The sequence below is a fragment of the Streptomonospora halophila genome, from assembly GCF_039542725.1.
GTDB classification, from domain to species: Bacteria; Actinomycetota; Actinomycetes; order Streptosporangiales; family Streptosporangiaceae; genus Streptomonospora; species Streptomonospora halophila.
The window spans coordinates 39011-62213 of record NZ_BAABIK010000007.1 but is presented as its reverse complement, the minus strand read 5'-3'; the positions used below and the strand labels follow the sequence as shown (position 1 = coordinate 62213).

The window sequence follows — 23203 nt, the reverse complement described above, 5'->3', positions numbered from 1 at the left end:
CACTCCCCCGCCCCCGCGGCGCGCTGCCTAGACTCGCCCCCGTGATGATCACTGCACAGGCGCTCCTGTTCGACATGGACGGCACACTCGTCGACTCCGGCCCCGCGATCGAAGCGTCCTGGGCCCAATGGGTCCAGGAGTACCGCATCGACCGCGACCGCTTCACCCAGGTCGTCGGCCACGGCATCCCCGCCCGCCAGATCGCCGCCCAGCTCCTGCCCGCCGACCGCGTCGCCGAAGCCACCCAGCGCCTCGAACAACTGGAGATCGACCGCGCCCCCGACCTGCGCGTCCTGCCCGGCACCCGCGAACTCCTGGCCAGCCTGCCCGACGACGCCTGGGCGATCGTCACCTCCTGCACCCGCCCCCTCGCCCAAGCGCGCGCCAAAGCCGTCGGCATCGACCCGCCCCTGCTGATCACCGCCGACGACGTCACCGCGGGCAAACCCGACCCCGAGCCCTACCTCCTCGCCGCCCGCCGGCTCGACGCCGACCCCGCCCGCTGCGTCGTCTTCGAGGACGCACCCGCCGGACTCGCCTCGGCCCGCGCCGCCGGCGCCCGCACCGTCGCCGTGACGACCACCGCCGCGGCCGACGAACTGCGCCCCCACGCCGACACCGTCGTCGCCGACCTCGGCCACATCGACTGCGCCCCCGCCGCGCACCCGCCCGTCGAGATCGACATCCGCCCCTGACCCGCGGCACCTCATCCCAGCCCCGCGCCGGCCGCCGCGCCCGCGGCGGGTGCGGAACGGGCGACCGAGCGCCGGCCGCGCGTCGAACCACGGGTAAAGCGGCTCGACCCTCCGCCGCCGGTGCTCGCCTTCCTCGACCGGCCGTTCGTCTTCGGGCGCCCCGACGAGCTCCGCGACCCCGTCGGCGCGCCCGCCGCCGCTATCGGGTTCGGGTGAACGCTTCGCTGCCGATTCGCCGACCGGCGGACCATGGCGGATGAACCGCCGCCGTTGCGAAATGAAGGCCTTCTGCCAATGGCGGCGGATGGTGGCGGAAGCGGGGTGCGGAGTGGTGTTTCCGCACGCTCATATTTGCCTCGCCGATTCTGATTTCTCTCGACGAAACCCCAGTGACCAGCGGCTTTTTCGGCTGCGCCGCGCGAAGCCGAACGTTCACTATGAGGTGGTTGGGGTTTCATGCCCCTTATGTCGTCATAGAGCACGGTCCACCGCACCTCCTCCCCCGTGGAGGGCGGCCAGCGAATCGACTGAGGAGACCGTGCATGCCCGACATCCCCCGATCCCCCCAATCCCCCGCCCCCGAGAACACCCCGAACCCCGACCCGCCCCTCTCCACCGCCGCCGCATCCCCCACGCGCCGCCGCGCACTGACCGCCGGCGGAGCCGCCATCGGCGCACTCGCGCTCGGCACCGGCCCCGCCTGGGCCCAACCGGGCCACAACGGCGCGGGCGGCCGCGGGAGGATCACCGAGCCCTTCACCCTCGGCGTGGCCTCCGGCGACCCGCTGCCCGACGGCTTCGTGCTGTGGACCCGGCTGGCCCCCGACCCGCTCGCCGAGGACGGCCGCGGCGGCATGCCCGACCGGCGGGTGCGGGTGCGCTGGCAGGTGGCCACCGACGAGCGCTTCCGCCGCGTCGTGGCCTCCGGCGCCGAGTTCGCCCGCCCCGAGGAGGGCCATTCGGTGCACGTCGAGGTGCACGGGCTGCGACCGGGCGCGGAGTACTACTACCGCTTCCGCGCGGGCCGCGAGCTCAGCCCCGTGGGGCGCAGCAAGACCGCGCCCGCCCCCGGAGCGCGCCTGGACGGCTTCGCCTTCGCGTTCGCCAGCTGCCAGAACTACCCCTCCGGCTACTACACGGCCCACGCCCACATGGCCCAGGAGGACCTCGACCTGGTCTGCTTCCTGGGCGACTACATCTACGAGGGCGACGCCCAGGGCGACATCGGCCGCGGCCACCTGCCCGCCCGCGAGGTGTTCTCGGTCGCCGACTACCGCGTCCGCCACGCCCAGCACAAGACCGACCCCGACCTGCAGGCCGCCCACGCCGCCTTCCCCTGGGCGGTGGTCTTCGACGACCACGAGGTCGAGAACAACTGGGCCGACGACGTCTCCGAACCCGACGACGAGCCCGACCAGGACCCGGCGGTCTTCCTCCGCCGGCGCGCCCGCGCCTTCCAGGTCTACTACGAGCACATGCCGCTGCGCCGCGCCCAGCGGCCCGCCGGCTCGGCGATGCAGCTCTACCGCCGGCTGACCTTCGGCGACCTCGTCGACGTCCACCTGCTCGACACCCGCCAGTACCGCAGCGACCAGGTCGGCGACAGCGGCCACGCCGACCCCGGCCGCACGCTGCTGGGCGCAGAGCAGCGCGAGTGGCTGGAGGAGGGCCTGACCGGGCCCACCGCACGCTGGAACGTCCTGGCCCAGCAGGTGTTCTTCTCCCAGCGCGACTTCAACGAGGGCGAGAGCACCAACTTCTCCAACGACGCCTGGGACGGCTACCGCCACGAGCGCGACCGGATGCGCGACGTCTTCGCCTCGGGCCCCTCCAACCCCGTGGTGATCACCGGCGACGTGCACGCCAACTACCTGTGCGACGTCAAGGCCGACTTCGCCGACCCCGACTCGGCGACGGTGGCCACCGAAGTGGTGGGCACCTCCATCGCCAGCGGCGGCGACGGCGAGGACCAGCGCGACACCGACCTCGTCCAGCTGGCCGAGAACCCCCACATCAAGCTGATCAACCGGCGCCGGGGCTATGTCCGCAACGAGGTCTCCCGCGGGCAGTGGCGCACCGACTACCGGGTCGTCGACTACGTGACCCGGCCCGACGCGCCGATCCGCAACCTGGCGACGTTCGTCATCGAGGACGGCAGTCCCGGTGCCCAGCAGGTGTGAGGTGCCCGGTGACGGGCTCGGCGCTTGGGCAGTAGAGAGAGGAGCGAGTGACCTACCGAATAGCGGCCTTTACAACGTAGATTCATAGTGCGTGCCGACCCGGCGCCGCTTTCGGCCAGTGCTCAGCGCGGCGCCGGGTCCTCGCCCACACGGATCAGGCCAGAGTCGTAGGCCGCCACCACCGCCTGGGTGCGGTCGCGCACCGACAGCTTGGCGAGGATGCCGGAGACGTGCGTCTTGACCGTCTCCACCCCCACGAACAGCTCGGCGGCGATCTCGGCGTTGGACATCCCCCGCGCGAGCAGGCGCAGCGTGGTCGCCTCCCGCTCGGTCAGCGACGCCACGGCCCGCGCCGCGGGGGTGTCGACCGCGCCCGCTGCAGCGGCCAGGCGGCGCACGGCCGCGGGGAACAGCAGCGAGTCGCCCCGCACCACCGTCCGCAGGGCGTCGAGGATCTGCTCGGGGCGGCTGCGCTTGAGCAGGAAGCCGCGGGCGCCGGCGCGCAGCGCACCGTAGACGTAGTCGTCGTTCTCGAACGTGGTCAGCACGACGACGGCGGGCGCCGCGTCCAGCGACCGCTCAAGTGCGCGGGTCGCCTCGATGCCGTCCAGGCGCGGCATGCGCACGTCCATCAGCACCACGTCGGGCCGGTGGCGGCGGGCCATGTCCACCACCCCGGTGCCGTCGGCCTCCTCGGCGACCACCGACAGGTCCGGCTCGGACTCGATGAGGGCCCGCAGGCCCGCGCGGATGAGGTCCTCGTCGTCGACGAGCGCCACCGTGATCACTGTGCGTCCTTCCAGGAGATGGCGGCGCGCAGGCGCCAGTGTCCGTCCTCCGCCCCCGCATCCAGGGTCCCGCCGAGCAGGCGCAGCCGCTCGCGCATCCCCCGCAGGCCGCGTCCGCCGCCGCGGTTGCGGCCCGCGTCGGCGGGCGCGGGGTTGGCGATCTCGACGGTCAGCCCGCCGGAGCCGACCCGCAGGCGCAGGGCGACGGGCACCGGCCCCGCGTGGCGGAGCACGTTGGTGAGCCCTTCCTGGCAGATGCGGTAGGTCTCGCGGGAGACGACGCCGGGGACGGCGGCCGGGTCGCCCTCGATGTCGGCGGAGACCTCGGCGCCGATGGCCCGGGTGGCCTCGATGAGCCTCTCCAGGTGCGCCAGGTCGCGCTGCGGGGCGGTGGTGGGGCCCTCGTCGCGCAGCAGCCCCAGGACGTGGTCGAGTTCGGCGGTGGCGGTGCGGGCCTGCTCGGCGATGGCCTCCAGCGCCGAGCGCGTGAAGGCGGGGTCGGTGTCGATGACGCGGGCGGCCGTACCGGCCTGCAGGGTGACCACCGACAGGGCGTGGCCGATGGAGTCGTGCAGCTCGCGGGCGAGGCGGTTGCGTTCGGCCAGGGTCTCCACGCGCTGCTGGGCCGCCGCCAGCCGTTCCGCCGCCGAGGGCCCCAGCAGCACCGGCGCGAGCCGGGACATGAGCGCGCCGAGGCCGGCCACCGTGTAGATCACCGCCAGCAGCAGGGCGGCACCGGCGAAGGACGCGGCGATGCGCTCGGCCGGCGCGGGCGGGGAGCCGCCCAGCGGATAGAGCGAGCCCTCCATCAGCCCGGCCGGGTCGGGCACGACGGCGGTGGCGGCCAGCACGGCCGACTGGGTCAGCCCCAGCATGGTGGTCAGGCACACCGCGAACCCCGCGCTTAGATGGAGCACCAGCCACAGGGCGGTGCGCATGCGGCTGCGCCGGGTGCGGGCCTCGGCGACCTCCTCGGCGGCGAGCGCGCCCGTGACCAGGGCGCGCACCAGGTGGGTCGACATGGTGCGCACGCCGGGCAGCCACGCGGTGGCCGCGATCAGCAGCAGCGCCGGCACCAGCCCCACCGCCAGCGCCGAGTCAGGCGAACCGGCGCCGGGCCCGCCGCCTCCGGCGAGGATCAGCGAGGCGAGCACGGCGGTGGCCATGAGGTAGGGCATGAACACCACTCCGCCCAGGACCAGGTGGACCCAGCGCGTGTAGGTCGCGACCGCGGTGAGCGGGCTCAGCAGGCGGCGGATGTGGGGCACAGGGCGATACTCGCACGCGGGACCGGCCGCCGCTTCCCCCGCCGGAGGGAGCGCCGCCGCCGCGGCGCGGGGCGACCGGGGTGTGACGGGGCACTCGCGCACAGCCGCTACCCTCGGTGCCCGTGACCAGGGACAGCACCTCAACCGCGACCTCTTCCGGCACGTCGGGGCTGGCGCACTCACTGCGGCGGCGGCACATGGCGATGATCGCCATCGGCGGGGCCGTGGGCGCCGGGCTGTTCATCGGCTCCGGCGCCGTGATCACGACCGCGGGCCCGGCCGCCGTGCTCTCCTATGCGCTGGCGGGTGCGCTGGTGCTGCTGACGCTGCGGGCGCTGGGCGAGATGGTCGTGGCCCGGCCGTCGGCGGGGTCGTTCTCCGACTACGCGCGCCTGGCGCTGGGGCCGCGCGCCGGGTTCTGCATCGGGTGGCTGTACTGGTGGATGTACAGCGTGCTGGTGGCGGCGGAGTCGGTGGCGGGCGCGGCCACGCTGGGGGCGTGGGTGCCGCTGCCGGGGTGGCTGCTGTCGCTGGGGCTGCTGCTGGTGATGACGGGCGCCAACCTGGTCTCGGTGCGCGTGTTCGGTGAGACCGAGACGCTGTTCTCGCTGGTCAAGGTCGCCACGATCGTGGCGTTCCTGGTGCTGGGCGGACTGTTCGCGGCGGGTCTGTGGCCGGGCGGCGCGGGCCCCACGGTCGACAACCTGTGGGCCCACGGCGGTTTCGCGCCCAACGGGTGGGGCGCGGTGCTGGCGGCGACGGTGGTCGTGCTGTTCTCGTTCGGCGGCGTGGAGATCGTCACCATCGCGGCGGGCGAGAGCGACGAGCCCGAGCGCGGGGTGGCGCGCGCGACCACCAACGTGCTCTGGCGCATCGGACTGTTCTACGTCGCCTCGATCGTGGTGGTGGTGGCGGTGCTGCCGTGGGACAGCGCCGAGCTGCTGCGCAGCCCGTTCGTCGCGGTGATGGAGCGGGTCGGGGTGCCCGCCGCACCGCTGGTCATGGAGGTGGTGGTGTTCATCGCCGTGCTGAGCGTGCTCAACGCGGCGCTGTACACCTCCTCGCGGATGCTGCACGTGCTGACCCGCCAGGGCGACGCGCCGGGGGCGCTGGCGGCCGTGGGCCGACGCGGGGTACCCACCCGGGCGATCCTGCTGGGCACCGCCGTGGGCTACGCGTCGGTGGTGGGCAACTACCTGTGGCCGGAGACGGTCTTCGCGTTCCTGGTGGCCTCGATCGGCGCGATCCTGCTCGTGCTGTTCCTGACGATCGTGGCCTCCCAGCTGGTGCTGGGCCGGCGGCTGCGCCGCGAGGACCCCGGCGCCCTGCGGTTCAGGATGTGGGGGTTTCCGTACCTGAGCTGGGCGACGCTGGCGGGGCTGCTCGCGATCCTGGGGGCGATGGCGCTGCTGCCCGACCAGCGGCTGCCGCTGTGGGCGACGCTGGCCGCGGTGGCGGTGGTGCTGGTGGCCTACGAGCTGCGGCGGCGGTTCGGCCGCCGGCCGGTGAGCCGGACCCCGCTGGGCTCGGCGGCCGCGCCGGGCGCGGGAGCGGCGGAGCGGGGCGGCGACCGGCCCGATGAGGGCGGGGCCGCCGCGTCGCGGTGAGTCCCGAGGGGCGCGCCGCGCGCCCGCCCGCCGGGCACCGGGATGTGCGGCGGCGCGCCGCCCCGGCTGCCGGGATCTGCCGGGCCGGTCCGTAGTCTGGCGGCGTGGTCGCCGACTCCGAGTACGCGTTCTTCGAGGGCCTGCCCCGCAGCCGGGGGGCGGCCGCCGCGCTGCTGAGCACCGCCGACGGGCGGCTGCTGCTGGTCAAGCCCACCTACAAGCCGGGCTGGTCGCTGCCCGGCGGCGTCATCGAGGAGGGCGAGTCGCCGCTGGCGGCCTGCCGGCGCGAGTGCGGCGAGGAGCTGGGGTTCGTGCCGGTGCTGGACCGGCTCGTCTGCGTTGACTGGCTGCCGCCCGAGCTGCATCCCGACCGGCGGCCGGCGACGGTCTTCGTCTTCTCGGGTGCGCTGGAGGAGGCGGACCTCGCGCGGGTGCGTCTGCCCCCCGACGAGCTGAGCGACGCGATGCTGGCCGCGCCCGAGGAGTCGGCGGAGCTGCTGGGCGAGGTGACGCGCCGGCGCGTCACCGCCGCCGCGGAGGCCCTCATGCGCGGGTCCACGCTGTATATGGAGCACGGTCGGCGGGTTCTGGAGAGCGGCTGAGGGTTGGCTGCCTGGTAGAGCGGTGGAGTGAAATCCACGACCGCCTTTACAGCGTAGATTCATTTTGCGCGACATGTCGGCGGCGATGGACGCGCTCGGTCCGGCCGCCGCTCCCCCGCGCCGCGGCGCTCCCGGAAATCCGCCGCTGGGCCCTGGCCCCGCACTCCCCCGCGCCCGCCGACCGGGTCACGGCCGGTCGGCGAACCGCCGCAGGTAGTGCTCCTTCTCAAACATGCGGGCGGCATCGCGGGCCGAGGGGGTGCCGGCCCCCGGGTCGGCGCCGTGGTCGACGAGCACGTCGACCACCTCGTCCTCGCCCTTGAAGACCGCCCCGGCCAGCGGCGACTGGCCGCGGTCGTTGAGCCGGTCGGGGTCGGCGCCGTGGTCGCACAGCAGGGCGGTGGTGCGGGCGTGGCCGTGGTAGGCGGCGAGCATGACGAGGGTGTCGCCCTTGTCATTGGTGAGGTTCACCGGGAGTCCGGCGTCGAGGTAGGCCGCGAGAAGGTCGGTCTCACCGCGGCGGGCGAGGTCGAAGACGCGGCTGGCCAGTTCGACGACCTCGGGGTCGGGCTCGGGCTCAGAGCCGCCTGCGGGTTCTGTGTTGCTCACGGACCCAGCCTAGGCGCGCGGTGCGCGGTCGGGCGAGGTGACGCAGAGTGAGTTTGCCCGGTTTTCACAGGCCGATTCCGGGTGGTTCCGGTCGCCCCCAACTGCGTTGTGCCACCCTGCGGGATTGCGTGATGACCCTTTGGATCGCCACGGGGCGTGCGGACTATGCCCATTTGGCGGCAAATGTCGCTATGGTGCATGCCCAACTCCCCGTACTCCCCGTGGAGTCGCGTCGGGCGGTGCCGGACCGCGCGGTCAGCCGCGCACGAACGCGCCGGCCGACCGCCGGAGGCCGGCGGAGCGGCGCCGAACCGCCGCCCGCCGCCCCTATACAGCTGAGGAGAAGACTCGTGCGACATTTCGTGGGATTCATCGTCGGCCTGGCGCTCGCGCCGGTGCTCATGCTCGGTACCGGGTGGACGCTGCCGCGCTTCGTCGGCCTGGAGGAGACGGGCCACTCGCTCGCCACCGTCGACGGAGCCGTCGCGCTGGGAGCCGCGACGGTCGTGGGGCTGCTGGTGGCGCTGGTCCTGGTGCCGCCGCGGCTGACGCCGCTGCTGCCCGGTATCGCGGGGCTGGCGCTGATCGGGTTCACGGCCGTGCAGGTCCTGCGCCCCGCGCTGGTGGAGCGGGTGCCCGCCCTGCCCGGCGTGGAGGGTGCGGTGACGCTGCTGTCGATCGGGGCCTACCTGCCCCTGGGCCTGGCGCTGTTCGTCCCGATGCTGGCCCCCTCCCGCTGGGCGGGCAAGGAGCGCGAGCAGGGCGTGACAGAGGACGAGTACTTCGACGGCCTCTACGACGAGGACTACGAGGAGCAACAGACCGGCGCCGCACACCGCCGTACCGCCCGGGCCTGAGCGCGGCGCGCGCTGCCGGTTCCCCGTTCCCGGCAGAGCGGACCGCTGCGCCGACCGCCGGTCCGTCCGCACTCGTGCGCGCTCTCGCCGCCGCGGAGGCCGCCGGGCGGTGCGCCGGAGTCGCAGCGGCTCCGCTCCCCTACCGGCCGCGGATCGCAACGGCCGGGAACCGCGAACCATCGCCTTTACGATGTAGATTTACTTGAGCCGACTGTCGGCCCGCCGAAGCGCCTGCTCCCGGTAGACGCCCGCACCCCCGCTGCGGGCCTGCCCCTCGCGCGTCTCCCCCTCGGGCCCGGCCACCCGGGTCAGAGCCAGCGCGGGCCCCAGCCGGAGCTGTCGGAGACGCCCGGAGGAAGCGGGGGCAGCGGGGGCGCGGCGGCCTCGCGCCTCGGGCCCGGCTCCCCCGCCGCGGACGCGCCGTCCTCATCCGCACCGTCGGTCGCCTCCTCGTCGGAGGGGTCATCGGCGGCGGCAGGCTGATTGGTGCCGTCCTCGCCGGCGGCGGCCGCGGGCGCCGCGGGCTGCGGTTCCGTCGCGGGCTCCCCGAGCGGCGGTGCGGGGGCCTCGTCGCCGGGGTCCTCCTCGGGGCGGTCGGCGGGCCGCTCGCTTTCGGCGGGCTTGTCGGACCCGAAAGGCGGCGCTGCTGCGGCGGGCCGCGGCGCGAGGGACTCGGGGGCGGGCGGGTTCGAGCCGTTCGCGGAGCCGCCGGGGATCGGGGCGAAGCCCTTGGAGACGCCCTCCGGAAGCCGCTCGCGGGCGGCCCCGAGCGAGTCGGGGTCCGGGGGCGCCTGCACCGCAAAGGCCCGGCCGGTCTCGGCGGCGTCGCCGGAGGGCCGTGCGGCGGGGTCCGGTGCCGATTCGGGATGCTCCTCCCCCACCGCCGCTGCGATGCCGAAGGCGTCGGCGGCATCGGCGGCCCCGACGCCGGCTGCCGGGGCCGCCGGCTCGGGCGCGGCCGCGGGGCCGCCGTAGGGCGGGCCCGCGGACTCCTGGGGGCGGGCGGCGGGTGCGCGCTCCTCGGCGGCCGTACCGCCTCCGCGGGCGGGTACCGCCGTGTCGAGGGTCCCCGGCTCCCCCTCCGGCTCCGGGCCGATGTGGGGGCGCGTGGAGGCGGGTGCGGGCGCCGCGCGGCTCCACCACGCCTGGGCCTCCTCGGCGGAGACCTCCTCCTCGACCTCCAGCCAGCCGTTCACCACGGGGTGGCGGCGCCCGGCGTTCCACGAGCGGGGGTAGGGCTGCTCCTCCAGCACCAGCACGTGCTCGCCGTCCACGGTGGGGATGTCGGCGGGCACGCCCTCGTTCCAGACCCACGAGCCGTCCAGGGCCACGAGGTTCCACCACCCCTGGACCACGCGGGCCTGGGGGTCGGGCCGGCCGTCGCGGAAGGCGGCGGTCCAGCGGGGGTCGGGGCGGCGTCCGGGCAGGCCGCGCCCCTCGGGGCCGATGAGCGCGTCGGCGAGCAGGGTGTGCAGCTGGAAGTTGTCGCCGATGCCGTCGAAGAGCACGCGGAAGGCGCGCCCCGAGGAGCGGTCCAGCACCACGGCGGAGGTGGCCTCGGCCATGCGCAGCAGGGCGCGGATCTCGCCGAACTCGGGGAGCACGCCGCTGAGCTGGTTGGAGATGGCGACGAGTTCGGCGCGCAGTTCGGAGTCGGCCCGCACGGCGCTGCGGACGCCGGCCGTGGTGAGCATCGTCCGGGCGGCCAGTCCGTAGCGGCGGATGGTCCACCAGCAGACCGTAGCGGTGGGAGCGCTCTCGCCCAGACGCGCGGCGACGCGCTCCTCGGCGGCGGCGGTGATCTCGTCGGGCTCGGGGGCCAATCCGCCGCCGGTCTGCTCCCAGGCGTGCAGGAAGACGGCCGCGCCCTGGCCGATGCTGCGCAGCAGGCGCACGACCTCGGCCCCCGCCGGCCCGGGGTCGGCGCCCATCTCGACCAGGGCTCCGGCGATCAGGGACAGGTCGGCGGCGACGCCGGGGGCGGTGTGGCCTCCTCCGAGGAAGGGGCCCAGCGCCTCCAGCGCCAGCTCGCGCTCGCTTGGCGGCACTTCTGCGGCCAGCTGGTGCACCGTGTGCACGGCCGGAGGAAAGCGCCCGGGGTCGGTCGAGACCGAGGCGTCGATCAGCTCCTGGAAGGCCGCACGAAACTCATCGATCACGCACGCATCTTGACATATTTCGGGCTCGGGTTGATCACAGGCCCAAACGGGTCACCGCATTGTCCTCAAGCGGACTCGCGGTGCGGATGTAGCCGTGGACGGTGCGCGGGTTGCTCCAGCGCCCCTGGCGCATGATCTCGCGGTCGCTGGCGCCGCCCATCGCCGCCTGGGTGGCGAAGCCGGCGCGCAGCGAGTGGCCGGAGAACGCGTCGGCGTCCAGGCCGGCGCGGCGGGTGTAGCGCTTGACGAGGTCGGCCACCGCGCGCCCGGAGACGGCCCGGTCGCCGATGCGGCCGTGGCGGTCCACGGGCGGGAACAGGGGGCGGCCGGTGCCGTCGGCCAGGTCGGTGCCGGTGTAGGTGTGGCAGCGGTGGGCCCCGGGCCGGGTTGCAGGCGTGCGGGCGAGGTGTTCGGCCACGGCTTCGGCGCCGCCGTCGCGGCGGGCTTCGAGCAGGTCGGCCCAGTCGGCGAAGGCGCACACGGGGCAGGTGCGGGGGCGGCGCCCGCGGGGCAGGGCGATCTGCTGCTCGGTGCGGGCGGCCTGGTCGGTCTTGGTGGCGCCGAGGCGGACGACGATCATGGGGTCGCCGCTGCGGTGGTCGGCGTCGAGAGCGACGTCGTCGAAGGCCAGGGCTGCCAGCTCGCTGCGGCGCAGGGCCCCGGCGAATCCGGCCAGCAGCAGCAGGGCGTCGCGGCGCCGGGCGATGCCGCCGACGGGGTCGTCGGCCTCGGGAAGCTCGGCCAGCAGCGTCTCCAGCATGGGCAGCAGAAGCGGGCGCTTGCGGCGCGGCGCCGCGCGGCGGCGCCGCCGGATCCCGCGCAGGGTCATGCGTACGACCTCGGTGCGGGTGGGTGCGGCCAGGCCCTGGGCGCCGTGGACGGCGGCGATCGCGGCGGCCTTGCGCTCCAGCGTGGAGGGGGCCAGGGCCCAGCGGCCGGGGTCGTCGGGGCGGACGGTGTCGGCGGCCGCGGCGAGGTAGACGGCCACGTCGACGGGGTCGGCGGGCAGGGACCGTCGCCCCTCGGCCAGGCACCAGGCGGTGAAGGCGATCCAGTCGGAGCGGTAGGCGCGCAGGGTGTTGGCCGACTGGGCCGAGGCGAGGTAGCGGCCCAGGGCGCCGGCCTGCTCGTCGTCGAAGCGGCGGCGGACCGCGTCCAGGGCGCCTTCGTCGACCAGGACGCTGCGGGTGCCGCGCACCAGGTGCTCGCGCACCTCGGCCGGGACGATCTCGGCGACGCCGTCGGCACCGGTGTCGGGGGCGGTGCCGGGCTCGGGGTCGCCGTGTGCGCTGTCGCGGATGCGGGGGGTGTCGTCGTTGGCCACGCAGGCCATGATGGCCCATGGTGCCGGGCGTGTGCGCGCGGGGGCGCGGCGCGGCGCGTGCGGAGTGCCTGCGCGGCACCTCAGCCCGAGGCGATGCCGTTGCCGATCGCCTCGGCGATGCCCGCCGGGGTGTCCAGGGAGAACAGGGCGCCCCCGGAGAGCAGCAGGGCGACGGTGAACAGGATCGCCGCGATCCGGCGGCGCAGCAGCGCCGCCCACACGGCTCCGGCCAGGGGGGCGACCAGGGCGCACACGACCAGTCCCAGCAGGTACCAGGCGGCGGTGCGCATGCCCGCGGAGGCGGCGCCGTCGTCCGTCTCGCCGAGCATGGCGAAGCCCTCGGCCAGGAAGAGCACGAAGAACAGCAGCGACCCCAGGGTCCACACCGCGGTGAGGGCGGCCCACACCGCCACCGGCCAGCGGCGGCGGTCGTCGAGCACGACCGGGGTGCGGCTGACGCCGGAGGCGGCGGCGTCCTTCCTCTCCTGCTCCGGGGCGGTTCGGGTGGGCGCGGCGCCTGCGGTGCCGGTGGGCGGCCGTGCGCCGCCGGCGGAGCGGCCGGGCTTCTTGGATCTCTTCTTAGGCGACACGGGTGCCTCTCGTCGCGTCGGTCGCGGGCGGGCCCGGGGCGGGCGCCCCGGCCCCAACGTAGCGTCCTCGGGCCGCTGCGATGTCCGGTTCAGGTCGCGAGCAGCACGTGGACGGCGGTCACGTAGACCAGCGGCCAGCCCAGCAGGGCCAGCGACCACAGCGCCGCGCGGCGGTCGCCGGCGACCGTGGTGATCGCGGCGGCCAGCAGCGGCAGTCCCACCGACGCGCTGAAGCTCAGGGTGTACCACTCGGCCGCGGACCCCTCGCCCGCCGCGATGGCGCGCAGGTAGCCGATCGGGCCCAGTACCAGGCAGGCGGCGCCAAGCACGCCCGCGGTGATCCGGACTCCCAGAGGGTGGCGGGTGTTGCGGATCTGCCGGTCTCCGTTCTCTGCAGGCGTCAACGGGGGAACCTTCTCCCAACGATGCGGCCGCCGGGGGCGGCGCGGAGTGTGCGGGTGTCGGGGCACGCCGGCGCGGTGCCGGTCGGGCCGTGGGCCGCGGGGCGGCCGCGGCGGAGCGGAGCGGGCGCGAGGGTCGGTCGCGGCGTCCTGGAGACGATTCTCCGGTATCGCCGGGGCGCTTCGGGCCGGGTCTCTGCCATAGGGGACATCCAACTCGGCCTGCGCCTGATGATCAAGCCGGGACCGCCCGCGGGCCCGCGTCAGCCTCCGCTGGCGGCGGTGGAGGCAGCGGGGTGGCGGCGGGGTGCCGCGGCCTCGCGCAGGCCGGCGAAGCCGGCGAGTACGCGCAGTTCGGCGACCGAGCGCGGTGCCGAGGCGGCCAGCTGCGGCGAGTAGACCAGCGCGGCCACGGTCTGGGCGCGGGAGAGGGCGACGTTGAGGCGGTTGCGGGAGAGTACGAAGTCGAGTCCGCGGGCGGCGTCGGCGGCGCTGGAGACGGTCATGGAGCAGATGACCGCGGGTGCCTCCTGGCCCTGGAAGCGGTCGACGGTGCCCACGCGCACGCCCGCGAGCCCGGCGGCGTCCAAGGCCTGGCGCAGGGCGCGGACCTGGAGGTTGAACGGTGCGACGACCAGGACGTCCTCGCCGGTGATCTCGCGGTCGGCCACCGCGCCGGGTTCGTGGAAGGTGCGCCCGACCAGGTCGGCTGCGATGGCCACCACGGCCTCGACCTCCTCGGGGCTGTGGGTGGTGCGGCCGGTGTGCTCGGTCTCGCAGCGGTAGAGGCCGGCGTCGACGCCGGCCATCGCGCGTTCGGCGGCGCTGGGGTGGGCGCGCAGCAGGCCGCGGTAGGACAGCTGGGAGACGGGGGCGCACACGGCGGGGTGCATGCGGCGGGTCTGGTCCAGGAAGTAGCCGAGGTCGGGGCCGATGATCTCGGCGCCGCCGACCAGGTGCTCCAGGGCCGAGGCCGCGGCGCCCTCGCCGTGGGCGCCCTGGACGACCTGGGGCAGTTGCTGGGGGTCGCCGAGCAGGACGAGGTCGCGTGCGGCGGTGGAGACGGCGAGGGTGTCGGCGAGGGCGAACTGGCCGGCCTCGTCGATGATGAGCACGTCGAGCGGGTCGGCGCGCATCGCCTGGTTGGCGAGGTTCCAGGCGGTGCCGCCGACGAGGTGGCCGCCGGTGTGTCCGGCGCGCCAGGCGGCCAAGTCCTTGGGGCTCTTGGGCTGGTCCCAGGGCGCCTCGGGGTCGGCCTTGCCGGAGGGCGGGCGTTTGGCGATCGGCAGCGGGGGGCGCGCCGGGTCGCCGCCCGGGGCGGTGGCGGTGCGGGCGGCGTGTGCGGCGGCGGCCAGGACGTTCTCCACGGCCTTGTGGCTGGTGGAGCACACGCCGACGGTGCGGCCGGAGGCCACGAGGTGGGTGATCAGGCGGGCGGCCAGGTAGGTCTTGCCGGCGCCGGGCGGGCCCTGCACGGCGAGGTAGGAGGAGTCGAGCCGGTCGACGGCGGCGATGACCGAGGCGACCAGGTCGCCGCCGTGCTCGGCGGGGTCGGGCAGGCCCGCGCCGTCGCGGGTGCGCGGCGGGCGGCGGCGCAGGACGTCCAGGCCGGCGCGCGGAGGCAGCTCGGGTAGCGCCTCAACCGCTTCGGCGGCCAGGGACCACAGGGCGTCGTCCTTGGGTGCCGACCGCACGGGCGCGCCGGGCAGCACGGCCGCGGGGGCGCGGGCGTAGGTCTCGCCGGGTGCGGAGGTCTCGACGAGGGTGAGGCGCTCGGGTGAGGCGGTCTCGACGGCGGCGCTGACGGTGTCGGCCTCTTGGCCGGGTGCCCCGGTGTACAGCAGCCGGACGGAGTCGCCCGCGGTGAAGGGGTGGGGGCGGGCGGGGTCGGCGCGCAGCTCGACCTCGCGGCGGGCCAGCTTCTGGCGTCCGGTGGGCTCCTGCCACTCCCCCATGCGGGCGCGCAGCGGCACCAGGCACTCGTTGTCGGCCTCCAGCTCCTCGATGGGGGCCGAGACGCGGCGGAAGTAGTCCCACCACGAGGGGTTCTCCTCGCGGCGGTAGTAGCCGGCCAGGGAGGCCAGCAGTGCGCGGGCGTGCTGGTCGGGGGTGCGGGCGGCGGGGTCGTCGGCGACGCCCTCCAGCAGGGGGTCGGTCAGGGCGCGCAGCCGGGCCTCCTGCTCCTCGCGGCGGCGGCGCCGCTCGGCGGCGCGCTCGTCCGCGTCCTCGGCGGCGAGCTCGCTCTGGCCGGCGGGGCGGGCGGTGATGCCGTTGCGGGTGCGCAGGTCCTCCAGCCAGTCGCGCAGGCGCGCGGTGGAGACGCAGTCGTCGCGGTTGTAGTCGGCGATGGCGCGCACGATCTTGTCGGCGCGCTCGGTCTCGCCGGCCTCGGCGGCGGCGAGGTAGTCGGCGTAGGCGTCGATGCTGGAGGCGGCGGTGGTGACCTCGCCGCCGCGGCTCTGCGGCAGGTAGAGGGGTTCGAGGTACTTGATGGAGTAGGAGCGCTGGGAGACGCGCAGGCTCTTCTTCACGGCGGTGTAGAGGTCGACGAGGCGGCGGTGGCGCAGCAGCTCGTCGACCTCGGCCTCGCGGGTGCCGAAGGCGGCGGCCAGGAGTTTGAGCCGGTCGGCCTCGTAGGAGGCGTAGTGGTAGACGTGGGCGCCGGGGTCGGCGTCGATGCGTTCGCACACGAAGTCGACGAAGTCCGCGAAGGCGCGCTTCTCCTGGGCGCGGTCGTGGGCCCAGAAGGCGTGGAACTCCTCGGTGCCCGCGCCGTCGGCGGCGGGGGTGACGGCGCCGAAGAGGTACTCCAGGCCCCGGCCGTCGGCGCCGTCGTAGTAGGGGTAGCCCTCCATGTCGAAGAAGACGTCGCCGGGGCTGGGCGGGGGCAGGGCGGCCAGGCCTTCGGGCGAGTGGACCTCGGCGATGACGGTGCCCTGGGGGTCCTCGGCGGTGCGGGTGGCGTCCTGGCGCACCTGCAGGGCCGCCTGCTCGCGCAGCCGGGTGAAGGAGTGGCGGGGCATGGCGGGCGGGCGGTCGTCCTCGCTCGCCGCGGCGAGGGCGTCGATGGTGGAGATCCCGCAGTCGTCGAGGCGGCGGGCCTGGTCGGTGCGGAGTCCGGCGACCAGGGAGAGGTGGCGGGCGGCGGCGCGGCCTTCGGCGCACAGGGCGCTGTAGCCGCAGCCGTCGCATGCGGGACGGGGCGGCGCCCAGAGGGGGTCGGGCAGGGCGGGCGGCTCGCCCAGGGCCTGCAGGAGGCGCCGGCGGACGCCGTCGAGAACGGGCAGGAACTCGGCGACCCGGTGGGTGTGCACGCCGCGGTCGCCGGTGATCAGGTGCATGTGCTCGCCGCGGCCGGTCTCGGTGCGTTCCAGGGCGGCGGCGTAGGCGGTGAGCTGGAGGATCGCCGAGGGGCCGGGGCGGCGGGCGAGCTTGGTGTCCCAGGGTTCGTAGCGCACCGGGGCGCCGGGGCGCGCGGCGCCGGTGGCGGGGTCCACGGCGGTGGAGATGAGGAAGTCGGCGCGGCCGTGGAAGGCGACGCCGGGTGTGACGGGGTCGTAGAAGCAGGCCTGGTAGACGACGGGGGCGCCGGCGCGCATCGCCTCGGCGGTGGCTTCGGCGGCGGCGCGCAGGGCGGCGTCGGTGGGGGCGGGGTCGGCGATGGCGACCACGCCGTCGCCGAAGAGGCCGCGCAGCCTGTCGAGCTCGGCCTGCTCGTGTGCGGCCCCCTGCTGGGCGACGAGCGGGTCGAGGTCGGTGGGGGCGGGCGCGCCGGGGACGTCCTCGGCCGCGGCGATGCGCAGCGCGCTGCGGTGTTCGCACTCCATGGTGTCGACCAGGTCGGTGGGCGAGATGACCTGGCCCGATTCGGTGCGGAACACCCGCCTCTCCCTTCCCCGCCGTCACTCCTGTACCGGCGTCTCGCCGCATTCTGCCACGCGGGTGGGTGCGGGCGCGGGCGCTGCGCGCGGCGGGGCGTGCTCGGGCGGGTGCTCGTGAGCGCGCGGGCGCGGGCGGGGGGCGGCGGGCTGCGGGGAGCTCAGGCCGCGGCGGTCAGCTGACGACCTGCCATCGGACGTCGACGACGCCGGCGTCGGGCGAGGCGATCTGCTCGAAGGAGGCGGTGGACAGGTCCAGGCAGCGTCCGGCGATGTAGGGGCCGCGGTCGTTGATGCGCACGGTGACCGATTCGCCGGTGCCGGGGTTGGTGACCCGGACCATGGTGTCCATCGGCAGACTCTTGTGCGCGGCGGTCATGGCGCTGGGGTCGAACTGCTCGCCGCTGGCGGTGGGCTGGGGCTCGCTGTACATGGAGGCCTCGCACGCGCCGCCCTCGCCGGTGGGGCTCATGTCGGCCGCCTGGTCCGAGCCGCCGGTTCCGCCGGTGTCCTGGTCGGGCTCGGGCTTGTGCTCCTGAGTGGTGGTGCCGGTGAAGGACTGGGTGGCGGCCTCCAGCGCCTGCTGGCGCTGCTGCTGGGCCTCGTCGTGGTCCTGGCCGGGCGAGCCTTGGGGGGCGGGGCGGTCGTCGGCGGTCTCGGCGGGGGGCAGGGCGGCCTTGCCGGTGGCGGACTGGGGCGCGGCGGCGAGGCGGTCGACGGTGGCGGCGCCGGCGGTTCCGGCTGCGATGAGCGCGGCGCCGGTGGCGCTGATGACGACGATCGAGCGTTTCTCTTTGAGGCGGTCCCGCAAGGAGGTGCGGGAGGGCGCATGGTTGCCCACGGCGGAATGCCCTTCGGACGGGGACTGCGGACGGCCGCGCCGGCAACCGGCGGGGGTGCGGTGCGGTCGCGAGGGAGCGCGGCGGAAGCCACCCAGGTCAGGGGGTGTCGGCGGTGGCCTCGGCGCGGGTTCGGCGGCCCGCGGGCGGGTTCGAGGTGCGCCGCTTCGAGATTATTCATCACGGGACGGTAACGCGTCCAGGGGGTGACGATTTGTGGGACTACTCACCAAATCAGATACCTTGAGTGGATTGCCGTCTCTATGAGATATGCGACAGCTGTTCGCATTCATCCACTTCGTCTGGTTTGTACTGGTTCCCGGGACGACTGCTCCCAGTGTCTACCCCCTGGCGGAGGTGCGGTCAAACGTCCCCGCCGGTGGCGGCCCCGCCGGCCCGCAGACGCGGGCGGCGCGCCAGCGCGCCCAGTCAGGCCGCCGCGAGGACGGCGGCCCGCCGGTAGCGGGCGGCCACGGCCGCGGCGACACCGGCGTCGGGGCACAGCGGTTCGGCGACGGCGTCGGCGCCGGCCTCGGCCAGGCGCTGATGGAACAGGCCCGGCGCCAGCAGCCACGAGGCCAGCGCCACCCGCCGGTGGCCGCGGGCGCGCAGCCGGCGCACCGCCTCGGCGACCGCCGCCGCGGCGGTGGGCACGTAGCCCTCCTCCACCGGCGCCCCCAGCCGGCGCGCGAGCCGCCGCGCGGCGTCGGCGATCTCGGCGCGCGCGTCGGGGTCGGAGGAGCCGGCCGCGGCCAGCACCACGGCGTCGGCGCGGCGCCGCCCGGCCTCGCGCAGGCGGCGCACGGCCGCGTCCAGCAGCCGGTCGTCGGCGCCCAGCGCCGGGGTGAGCACCGCGTCGCCGCGGCCGGCGCGCTCCAGCTGGGCGGGGATGTCCACGCGCACGTGGTAGCCGGCGGCCAAGAACGCGGGCACCACCACGACGGGCCCCGCGATCGCGGCGGCGACCCGGCCCACGTCGGGCGCGAGCACGTCGGCGAAGCCGAGCCGCACCGGCGCCCCGGTCAGCTCGGCGACGCGGCGGGCCAGCCGGCGGGCCTCGTCGACACCGCGCGGGTCGCGGGTGCCGTGGACGGCCAGTAGCAGGGTGGCGGGCTCCATCAGTCTCCTCGCAGCGCGCACTCTCCCGTGTCCAGCGCGAGCCGGTAGCCGCGCTTGACCACGGTCTGGATGATCCTGGGGTCGCCCAGCGCGCTGCGCAGCCGCGCGACCGCGGTCTCGACCGCGTGGGCGTCGCCGTCGCCGCCCAGCGAGGCCAGCAGGTCGGCGCGGTCGCGGACCTGGCCGGGGCGGCGGGCGAGCTCGCGCAGCACCCGCATCAGCGCGGGCGAGACCGGGCAGACGGCGCCGTCGACCAGCGCGGCGTGCCCGCGCAGCCGCAGCCGGTGCCCGGCCACGGGCAGGGCGGGGAAGCGTTCGGGCAGCTCCTCGGCCAGGCGCTTGACCATGGCGCCGATGCGGGCGCGGGCGGGCCACACGGTGGGCACGTCCTCGCCCATGAGGGGGCGGGCGGTGACCGGGCCCACGCACACGGCCATGGTCTCGCCGCGCAGCCGCTCGACGAGCGGGCGGTGGAGGCCCTGGCGGCGGGCGCGGTCGAGCAGGGCGGCGGCCGCGGGAGCGCTGGTGAAGGTGACGGCGTCGACCCCGCCCGCGGCCACGTCCTCGATCAGCCGGTCCAGGGGCGCGGTGTCCTCGGGCTCCATCCACCGGTAGACGGGCACCTCCACGACCTCGGCGCCGGCCATGCGCAGCGCGGCGCAGAAGTCGGGCAGCGGCTCGCCGTGCAGCTGCACGGCCACGCGCAGCCCCTCCACTCCCGACTCCAGCAGGTAGTCCAGCACCTCGGCCGAGGACTCCGAGGGCGGGGACCACTCCTCGCGCAGCCCCGCGGCGCGGATGGCGCCCTTGGCCTTGGGGCCGCGCGCCAGCACCCGGGCGGAGCCCATGGCCCGCACCAGCCGCTCGGCGCCGCCCCAGGTGTCGCAGGCCTCCACCCAGCCGCGGAACCCGATCCCGGTGGTGGCCACGACCACGTCGGCGGGGCGGCGGATCAGCTCGCGCGATGCCGTGGCCAGGCGCTGGTCGTCGCTGAGCGGCACGATGCGCAGCGCCGGGGCGCTGACCACCTCGGCGCCCTTGCGGCGCAGCAGCGCGGCCAGCTCGTCGGCGCGGCGGGCGGCGGTGACGGCGACGGTGAACCCGGCCAGCGGCGCCACGGTGGCGGCGCCGGAGGAGGAGCGGTCGTCGGCGGGGTCGTCGGGCGCCTCGCGTGCGGCGGGCGCGGTCGGCGGCGTGGATGTCATGGGGATGCCTCGTCCGGTCGGGTGCAGACGTGGACCACGCCGTCGCGCGGCTCCACGGCGTAGGTGGCCAGGCCCACGCCGGGATCGTCCAGGCAGCGTCCGGTGCGCAGGGAGAACACCTGCTTGAGCATGGGCGAGGCGACGGTGGGCTCGCCCGCCCGGTCGCCGACGATCCCGCGGGACATCACCGCGGCGCCGCTGAAGGGGTCGATGTTGCCCACGGCGTAGAGCACGTCGTCGTGCGTGCGGAAGACGGCGACCTGCCCTCCGTCGGGCAGCAGGACGGCGACGCCGCGTTCGGGAATGAGCCTATCGGAGCCGCATGCGGCGACCCACAACCGATCGGGGCTCGCGGGAAGGGTGGGTGTGCTCATCGTCGCTCCTGAAGGTGGGCTCGTTCGCCCGGCGCCGCGGCGCCGGGGCGGATCGGGTCGTCGCGGCGCTCAGCGGAGCGCTCCGGCGGGCGCGGCCGCGCCCGCCGGCACGCTCGGCATCCCCAGCGGCACGGGCCCGGCCGGTACCGGCTGGTCGCGCTCGACGCCGAAGGCGATGGTGGGGTCGGGGGCCTCCGGCGCGTTGGCGAAGGAGACGAAGCGGGCCAGCTTCTCCGGGTCCTCCAGCACCCCGCGCCACTCGTCGGCGTAGCCGGCGGTGTGGCGCTCCATGGCCTGCTCAAGGTCGGCGGCGATGCCCAGGCGGTCCTCGACCACGACCGCGCGCAGGTGGTCCAGGCCGCCGTCGAGCCCTTCGATCCAGGCGGCGGTGCGCTGCAGCCGGTCGGCGGTGCGGATGTAGAACATCAGGAACCGGTCGATGTAGCGGATGAGCGTCTCGTCGTCGAGGTCGCCGGCCAGCAGTTCGGCGTGGCGGGGGGTGAACCCGCCGTTGCCGCCGACGTAGAGGTTCCAGCCGCGCTCGGTGGCGATGACGCCGAAGTCCTTGCCGCGGGCCTCGGCGCACTCGCGCGCGCAGCCCGAGACCGCGGACTTGAGCTTGTGCGGCGAGCGCAGGCCCCGGTAGCGCAGCTCCAGCCGGATCGCCATGCCCACCGAGTCCTGCACCCCGTAGCGGCACCAGGTGCTGCCCACGCACGACTTCACCGTGCGCAGCGCCTTGCCGTAGGCGTGGCCGGACTCGAAGCCGGCGTCGACCAGCCGGGCCCACACGGCGGGGAGCTGCTCGACGCGGGCGCCGAGGAGGTCGATGCGCTGGGCTCCGGTGATCTTGGTGTAGAGGCCGAACTCGCGGGCGACCTCGCCGATGGCGATGAGCCGGTCCGGGGTGATCTCGCCGCCGGGCACGCGCGGCACCACCGAGTAGGTGCCGTTGCGCTGGATGTTGGCCAGGAAGTGGTCGTTGGTGTCCTGCAGCGCGGCCTGCTCGCCTTCCAGGATGTGTCCGCCGCCCAGCGAGGCGAGGATGGAGGCCACGGCGGGCTTGCAGACGTCGCAGCCGCGGCCGGTGCCGTGGCGGGCGATGAGCTCGGAGAAGGTGGCGACGCCGGTGGCGGTGACGATCTCGACGAGCTCGGCGCGGGAGTGGTCGAAGTGCTCGCACAGGGCGCTGGACTGCTCGACGCCGGAGTCGGCCAGCAGGTTCTTCAGCATCGGCACGCAGGAGCCGCAGCTGGTGCCGGCCCGGGTGCAGGCCTTGAGGGCGGGGATGTCGGTGCTGCCCTCGGTGATGGCCGTGCGGATCGCGCCCTTGGTGACGGCGTTGCAGGAGCAGACCTGGGCGTCGTCGGGCAGCGCGGCCACGCCGACGCCGCCGCCGGAGCCGCCGCGGTCGGGTGCGATGAGGTCGAGGGGGTCGCCGGGCAGCTCGCGGCCCACCAGCGGGCGCAGCCCGGCATAGGCCGAGGCGTCGCCGACCAGGACGCCGCCCAGCAGGGTCGTGGCGTCGTCGGAGACCACGAGCTTGGCGTAGCGGCGGCCGGGCGCGTCGTTGAGCACGACCTCCAGGGCGCCGTCGGTGTCGCCCTGGGCGTCGCCGAAGCTGGCCACGTCCACGCCCAGCAGCTTGAGCTTGGTGGAGGTGTCGCCGCCGGTGAACGCGGCCGCGCCGCCGGCGATGTTCTCGGCGGCGACCTCGGCCATGGCGTTGCCCGGGGCGACCAGGCCGTAGACGGTCCCCTGGGCGCTGGCGCACTCGCCCACGGCGTAGATGCGGGGGTCTCCGGTACGGCAGGCGGCGTCGACGGCGACGCCGCCGCGGGGCCCGGTCTCCAGGCCGGCGGCGCGGGCGAGCTCGTCGCGGGGGCGCACGCCCACGGAGAAGACGACGATGCCGGCGTCGACGCTGCGCTGGTCGGGTCCCTGTTCGCCCAGCAGCACGCGCAGACCGCCGCCGTGCGGTGCGGGTTCGATGCCGGTGAGCCCGGCGGCGGTGTGGCAGGCGACGCCGGTGTCGGCGATGAGGCGGCCCAGGACCGCTCCCCCGCCCTCGTCGACCTGGCGGGGCATCAGCCACGGCGCCATCTCGACCACGTGGGGTTGCATGCCCAGCAGCTTCAGCGCGTTGGCCGCCTCCAGGCCGAGCAGGCCGCCGCCGATGACGACGCCCGCGGCGTCGCCGCGGCCGGTCGCCGCCTGCGCGGTGGCGGTGATGTGCTCCAGGTCCTCGATGGTGCGGTAGACGTGGCAGCCGGGCAGGTCGCGGCCGGGCACCGGCGGCACGAACGCCGACGAGCCGGTGGCCAGCACCAGCGCGTCATAGCCCAGCACCCGGCCGGCGGCGGTGGTCACGGTGCGGGCGGCGCGGTCGATCGCGGTGGCGGGCTCGCCCAGCAGCAGGTCCACGCCGGGGTGGCGCCGGAGGTCGGGCAGGCGCAGCTCCTCCTCGCCGGCGCCGTCGAAGTAGGAGGACAGGGCGACGCGGTCGTAGGCGGGCCGGGGCTCCTCGCCCAGGACCGTGATGTGCCAGCAGGTGCCGGCCTCGCGGCTGAGGACGGCCTCGACGAGGCGGTGTCCGACCATGCCGTTTCCGATGACCACGAGCTGTCTCATGCCGGGTTCTTCTCCTCGCTGGTGGGCGGGGCGCCGAGCGCGGTAGACCGCTGCTCTGTGCCCCTCAGGCAACCCGG

Annotated in this window: 18 protein-coding genes; 5 read left to right on the top strand and 13 right to left on the bottom strand. The window is 75.6% G+C overall.

The annotated features are described in order from the left end of the window. The first annotated feature begins 44 nt into the window (after window positions 1–44). Window positions 45–695 (top strand): HAD-IA family hydrolase, encoded by a 651-nt coding sequence (locus tag ABEA15_RS08150; RefSeq protein ID WP_344143266.1) that lies wholly within the window; start codon window positions 45–47, stop codon window positions 693–695. A 542-nt stretch (window positions 696–1237) separates the two neighbouring features. Beyond that, on the top strand, window positions 1238–2875 hold the full coding sequence (locus tag ABEA15_RS08145; protein ID WP_345556132.1) for an alkaline phosphatase D family protein: 1638 nt from the start codon (window positions 1238–1240) through the stop codon (window positions 2873–2875). A 122-nt stretch (window positions 2876–2997) separates the two neighbouring features. Here ABEA15_RS08145 and ABEA15_RS08140 read toward each other — a convergent pair whose 3' ends face one another. Further along, on the bottom strand, window positions 2998–3663 hold the full coding sequence (locus tag ABEA15_RS08140) for a response regulator (RefSeq protein ID WP_344143085.1): 666 nt from the start codon (window positions 3661–3663) through the stop codon (window positions 2998–3000). Next, window positions 3660–4931 carry a sensor histidine kinase gene (locus ABEA15_RS08135; RefSeq protein WP_345556131.1) on the bottom strand — a complete coding sequence of 424 codons (1272 nt, stop codon included), beginning with the start codon at window positions 4929–4931 and terminating at the stop codon, window positions 3660–3662. Before ABEA15_RS08135 ends, ABEA15_RS08140 begins: the two co-directional genes overlap by 4 nt. A 197-nt stretch (window positions 4932–5128) precedes the next feature. Between ABEA15_RS08135 and ABEA15_RS08130 the strand changes: the two genes are divergently transcribed. Together ABEA15_RS08130 and ABEA15_RS08125 are read left to right on the top strand one after the other, a co-directional pair. Beyond that, complete coding sequence (locus ABEA15_RS08130; RefSeq protein WP_345556237.1) at window positions 5129–6538, top strand: amino acid permease; 1410 nt, start codon at window positions 5129–5131, stop codon at window positions 6536–6538. A 104-nt stretch (window positions 6539–6642) separates the two neighbouring features. After that, window positions 6643–7140, top strand: a complete 498-nt coding sequence (locus tag ABEA15_RS08125; protein WP_345556130.1) for an NUDIX domain-containing protein — start codon at window positions 6643–6645, stop codon at window positions 7138–7140. Window positions 7141–7326: 186 nt separating this feature from the next. Here the strand turns inward: ABEA15_RS08125 and ABEA15_RS08120 are convergent, their stop codons facing one another. Continuing rightward, the gene (locus ABEA15_RS08120; RefSeq protein WP_345556129.1) at window positions 7327–7749 is read right to left on the bottom strand and encodes an ankyrin repeat domain-containing protein; all 423 of its coding nucleotides are present in this window, start codon (window positions 7747–7749) and stop codon (window positions 7327–7329) included. Window positions 7750–8099: 350 nt separating this feature from the next. Here ABEA15_RS08120 and ABEA15_RS08115 point away from each other — a divergent pair, with 350 nt between their 5' ends. Next, the gene (locus ABEA15_RS08115; protein WP_344143080.1) at window positions 8100–8606 is read left to right on the top strand and encodes a hypothetical protein; all 507 of its coding nucleotides are present in this window, start codon (window positions 8100–8102) and stop codon (window positions 8604–8606) included. A 308-nt stretch (window positions 8607–8914) separates the two neighbouring features. Here the strand turns inward: ABEA15_RS08115 and ABEA15_RS08110 are convergent, their stop codons facing one another. From ABEA15_RS08110 to nirB, 10 genes are all read right to left on the bottom strand, one after another. After that, window positions 8915–10765, bottom strand: coding sequence for a hypothetical protein (locus ABEA15_RS08110; RefSeq protein WP_345556128.1), 1851 nt, complete (start codon window positions 10763–10765; stop codon window positions 8915–8917). A gap of 34 nt (window positions 10766–10799) precedes the next feature. Then, window positions 10800–12098, bottom strand: coding sequence for a site-specific integrase (locus ABEA15_RS08105; protein WP_425579372.1), 1299 nt, complete (start codon window positions 12096–12098; stop codon window positions 10800–10802). A 71-nt stretch (window positions 12099–12169) separates the two neighbouring features. Next, entirely contained in the window at window positions 12170–12679 is a 510-nt protein-coding gene (locus ABEA15_RS08100; RefSeq protein ID WP_345556127.1) for a hypothetical protein, read from the bottom strand. Window positions 12680–12768: 89 nt separating this feature from the next. Further along, window positions 12769–13083: a hypothetical protein gene (locus ABEA15_RS08095; RefSeq protein ID WP_344143076.1), complete on the bottom strand. Its 315-nt coding sequence runs from the start codon at window positions 13081–13083 to the stop codon at window positions 12769–12771. Between the two features lie 260 nt (window positions 13084–13343). Beyond that, window positions 13344–16961: a TM0106 family RecB-like putative nuclease gene (locus tag ABEA15_RS08090; RefSeq protein WP_345556126.1), complete on the bottom strand. Its 3618-nt coding sequence runs from the start codon at window positions 16959–16961 to the stop codon at window positions 13344–13346. Window positions 16962–17133: 172 nt separating this feature from the next. Then, window positions 17134–17799: a septal ring lytic transglycosylase RlpA family protein gene (locus ABEA15_RS08085; protein ID WP_345556125.1), complete on the bottom strand. Its 666-nt coding sequence runs from the start codon at window positions 17797–17799 to the stop codon at window positions 17134–17136. 427 nt (window positions 17800–18226) lie between these two features. Next, on the bottom strand, window positions 18227–18916 hold the full coding sequence (locus tag ABEA15_RS08080) for a sirohydrochlorin chelatase (RefSeq protein WP_345556124.1): 690 nt from the start codon (window positions 18914–18916) through the stop codon (window positions 18227–18229). Further along, window positions 18916–20121 carry a uroporphyrinogen-III synthase gene (locus tag ABEA15_RS08075; protein ID WP_344143070.1) on the bottom strand — a complete coding sequence of 402 codons (1206 nt, stop codon included), beginning with the start codon at window positions 20119–20121 and terminating at the stop codon, window positions 18916–18918. Before ABEA15_RS08075 ends, ABEA15_RS08080 begins: the two co-directional genes overlap by 1 nt. Next, window positions 20118–20495, bottom strand: coding sequence for a nitrite reductase small subunit NirD (nirD, locus tag ABEA15_RS08070; protein WP_344143069.1), 378 nt, complete (start codon window positions 20493–20495; stop codon window positions 20118–20120). Before nirD ends, ABEA15_RS08075 begins: the two co-directional genes overlap by 4 nt. A 69-nt stretch (window positions 20496–20564) precedes the next feature. After that, the gene (nirB, locus tag ABEA15_RS08065; protein ID WP_345556123.1) at window positions 20565–23126 is read right to left on the bottom strand and encodes a nitrite reductase large subunit NirB; all 2562 of its coding nucleotides are present in this window, start codon (window positions 23124–23126) and stop codon (window positions 20565–20567) included. Between the last annotated feature and the right edge of the window lie 77 nt (window positions 23127–23203).